Raw genomic sequence first — 3,954 nt, 5'->3', positions numbered from 1 at the left:
GAAGTACAATCTTCAGCCGCCCGTTTTATATGAATATGCCAATCATTTTACTGGAAATTCATAAGAAATTCAGCGTAATCTTAATACACTTTGTCACCGTTAAAAATAGAATTCTTGACGATTACATAATCCACGTTGCGGATGGCTTCTAACTTGTTTCCTCCCGAATAGGATATAGCGGATTGAAGATCTTGTTCCATTTCTTTCAACGTATCGTCCAAAGCACCTTTATGCTCAACAAACATTTTCTTGCCTTCAACATTCTTCTTTTCGCCTTTTTGGAATTCCGAAGCGGAACCAAAATATTCTTTAAATAGCTTGCCATTTTTTTCAACTGTTTCTCCTGGAGATTCATCATGACCGGCAAATAATGAACCAATCATAACCATGGAAGCACCAAATCGGACTGATTTCGCAATATCGCCATGTGTACGAATACCACCATCAGCAATAATCGGCTTGCTTGCAGCTTTGGCACACCAACGAAGTGCAGCCAATTGCCAACCACCCGTTCCAAATCCGGTCTTAATCTTCGTGATACAGACTTTCCCTGGTCCAATGCCCACTTTAGTCGCATCCGCACCTGCATTCTCTAATTCTCTAACTGCTTCCGGGGTTCCGACATTTCCAGCAATAACAAAACTTTTAGGCAAGTGCTTCTTGATATGCTGAATCATCTCAATCACAGCGTTAGAATGCCCGTGAGCAATATCAATCGTGATGTATTCCGGTATAAGTTGCTCATCAGCCAATTGTTGGATGAAATGATATTCTTCTTCTTTAACTCCAACACTAATTGATGCGATTAATTCACGGGAATGCATATTTTTGATAAAGTCTACTCGCTTCTCAGGTTGAAAACGATGCATTACATAGAAGTAACCATTTTCAGCTAAGTAAATCGCAATCTTTTCGTCAATAATCGTCTGCATATTTGCTGGCACCACAGGCAACTTGAAGGTATGTTCGCCCAAAGCGACTGTTGTATCACATTCTGAACGGCTATTAACTATACATTTTGCCGGAATCAATTGAATATCTTCATAATCAAACACATTTTCCATAATAAGCACTCCTAAACACGAATATTAAAGCTAAGTTAATTGTAATTGTTCGTCCATAGGGTAACTTATAACAAATTAACTTGTATGTCAAAGTTTTTATCAAGATAATGAAAGAAGTAACGCAATTTCCGCATGCTTATCTAAGCTTCTAGCAATTTTCACAATATTTGTCCTTGCTGCTATTTCTTCGATTGCTGAACATTTTCTTGAACAGTTCCAACATACTCAAACTTGCTTTTGTCTGCTCTCCCTGTAGGAAATAAGACTGCATTTCAATTTGACGATCTATCTCCATTCTTTTCGCTTCCATCATTTGTTGCAATTCATAATGATTAATCATGTACTCACCTTCTCTTTTTAATTTTTGCGTATGATCATTTCATTGCATGCATTCCAATGAAAACATGGTTTCAATTTTGACCACATTCAATATGTATATGCCATAAATAATCAAATGATACAAAAAATAAAAAAATAATTGGTAAAAATTGAACAGATGAAAGCCGTTACTTTTTGTGTTCCCAGACGTCTGTTATATAATGCACCGTAAAAAAGGAGTGAGAAGATGAAGAAATTGTTAGTTGTAATCCTGATTTTAGGACTAGCAGGCTATGGACTTTATTATTTCGGAACCAATGTCGCTTCGGAAAAAGTGGTTGATTCCGTTTCAACGGAACTCGAGGCTAGTGGGCAAATAAATGAAGTGAAATCCTATATAGAAAATGACCCTGAACTGATGGAAATGATGAAGGAAGCCGAGTCGGCAGATGAAAGTACATTGCCTTTTACTACTAAAGGAGAAGCCACACGCGTCCTGGTCAAAAAGGTTGGCGTCACTAAGCTTCAAGATTTACAAGCAAAAGTGAAAAATGGCTCTGCATCTAAAGAAGAAGTATTGCAGGCCCTCAATGAGGACTTAACGGAAGAAGAAATGTTGGCGTTGCAAGTCATTGCTTATAAAGAAATCTATAAGAAGTAATTGATCATGGTCAGTCCAATGTGGATTGACCATTTTTTTGTGTAAAGGACCAACTCGTCCAACCAGAGTCACGATGGACTACACATTAATTAAGAATAGAGAAGGCGTGGTGTGCGATAACTTAGCGAAACTTTATATTAGTTATTGTAAAAAAGAGGGATTTCTGTAACTCTTAACGAAAACAAAAATGTACACTATTGCAATTGTTTACATGCATGTAGGAATTTATAACAAGTCATTGATAATGGACATTCAACTAGTGGGATTCATTTTGCCATCGAGATGGAAGGGATGTAACAAAAGGTAGAGCCAAATGCGTGTATTTCAAGACGTAATAGACTGGATATGAACGTAAATTTCAAAGTGAAAAAGCATTATGCTAATGGGGGCTGAAGGATTGGGAAAAGTTGTTGAAATTATAGGACTTACAAAAACATTTAAAGACAATAAAGCGGTGGACGATGTTTCGTTTTCGGTTGAGAAAGGAGAAGTCGTTGCGATTCTAGGTCCTAATGGGGCTGGCAAGAGCACGACCATCCTCATGATGCTTGGCCTATTGCATCCGACAAGTGGCGAATCCAAGCTGTTCCAATCAAATGCGAATGAAGTGAAGGTTCGGGAAAGAATAGGCGTGATGCTACAAGAAGTCAGTTTGATGGATGGACTAAAGGTGAAGGAAATCATCCGTCTGTTTAGAAGTTACTATCCAGAACCGCTGTCGCTCGATCAGCTAATCGGCTTAACGGGATTGAACGAAGAAGAATTGAACAAACGAACTGAAAAGCTATCGGGTGGCCAAAAACGTAGAGTCGGTTTTGCTTTAGCACTTGCGGGTAATCCGGATCTTTTGTTTTTTGATGAGCCGACGGTCGGAATGGATATAGCAGCACGTAAAGTTTTTTGGGATACCGTGAGAACACTGGCCGACCAAGGAAAGACGATTCTATTTTCCACGCATTACTTGCAAGAAGCTGATGATATAGCTGACCGAATCATTTTATTCCATAAAGGAAAAATAGTTGCGGACGGAAGCCCTGAAAAAATTAAAGGCAATCTTTTGACTCAGTCTATTTCATTCATTGCCTCAAAAGTGGAATCTGAAATGCTTTTCCTTCAAGAGCCATATGTGTCAAAAGTCCTTGAAAAAAATGGACGGATTCATGTGTTCACCAGTAACACGGATGCGGTCTTACATAAAATTTTTGAATCTAAATTTGAAGTAAGTGATATTGCGGTTGAAAAAGGACGTCTTGAGGAAGCATTTGAACAATTGACAATTGAACCACAGGAGGTCATCTAAATGAATATGTTCCTAAATCAATGCAAAATTGAAGGTTTACGGATTTTCCGTAACCCATATTATCTTTTCTGGTCACTTTTTATGCCAATTGTGTTTTATGTGATTTTTACAAAAATCATGAATACGGATGTTCCTGACAGAGAACTATGGAATGCACACTTCCTGATGTCCATTACGACGTTCAGTGTAATGGGAAGTGCAATCATGACGTTGGGCATACGGATGGTACAGGAACAATCACAGGGCTGGACAACATTCATGAAAGTGACACCGCTCTCTGGAATGGTCTATTTCCTGTCAAAAATGCTGGGGCAAACGATGATTCATGTGTTGTCAATTGTTGTGCTTTTCGTTGCAGGGGTTTTGATTAATGGGGTATCTTTGCCTGCGATGGACTGGATAATGAGTGGATTGTGGATTTTAGTAGGTTCTATTCCTTTCCTTGGTATTGGTGTCCTGGTTGGGACGATGAAGAAGGTAGAAACAGCTAGTGGGGTCAGTAACATGGTTTATATGCTTCTGGCAATCACAGGTGGTATGTGGATGCCAATGGAAGTGTTGCCGAAAACAATCCAAACATTGGGGTCTTGGTTGCCCGCATACAATTACGG

General features: G+C 38.9%; 5 protein-coding genes. 3 read left to right on the top strand and 2 right to left on the bottom strand.

Annotated features, from left to right (window positions below; all coding sequences use genetic code 11):
• Window positions 1-80: 80 nt before the first annotated feature.
• A complete protein-coding gene (guaC, locus tag AC1DSB_RS15710) occupies window positions 81-1,064 on the bottom strand; it encodes a GMP reductase (RefSeq protein WP_477531909.1) in 984 nt (327 codons plus the stop codon).
• A 148-nt stretch (window positions 1,065-1,212) separates the two neighbouring features.
• On the bottom strand, window positions 1,213-1,404 hold the full coding sequence (locus AC1DSB_RS15705) for a hypothetical protein (protein WP_477531908.1): 192 nt from the start codon (window positions 1,402-1,404) through the stop codon (window positions 1,213-1,215).
• Between the two features lie 225 nt (window positions 1,405-1,629).
• Between AC1DSB_RS15705 and AC1DSB_RS15700 the strand changes: the two genes are divergently transcribed.
• The 3 genes from AC1DSB_RS15700 to AC1DSB_RS15690 all read left to right on the top strand — a co-directional run.
• Window positions 1,630-2,043, top strand: a complete 414-nt coding sequence (locus AC1DSB_RS15700; RefSeq protein WP_477531907.1) for a hypothetical protein — start codon at window positions 1,630-1,632, stop codon at window positions 2,041-2,043.
• Window positions 2,044-2,440: 397 nt separating this feature from the next.
• On the top strand, window positions 2,441-3,343 hold the full coding sequence (locus tag AC1DSB_RS15695) for an ABC transporter ATP-binding protein (RefSeq protein ID WP_477587065.1): 903 nt from the start codon (window positions 2,441-2,443) through the stop codon (window positions 3,341-3,343).
• The coding region (locus tag AC1DSB_RS15690; RefSeq protein ID WP_477587064.1) for an ABC transporter permease at window positions 3,344-3,954 on the top strand (611 nt) is incomplete at its 3' end.

It is taken from the genome of Paenisporosarcina sp. P4_E4_2 (assembly GCF_056401595.1).
The sequence above is the reverse complement of the archived record's forward strand: the minus strand, read 5'-3'. Positions and strand labels throughout refer to the sequence as shown.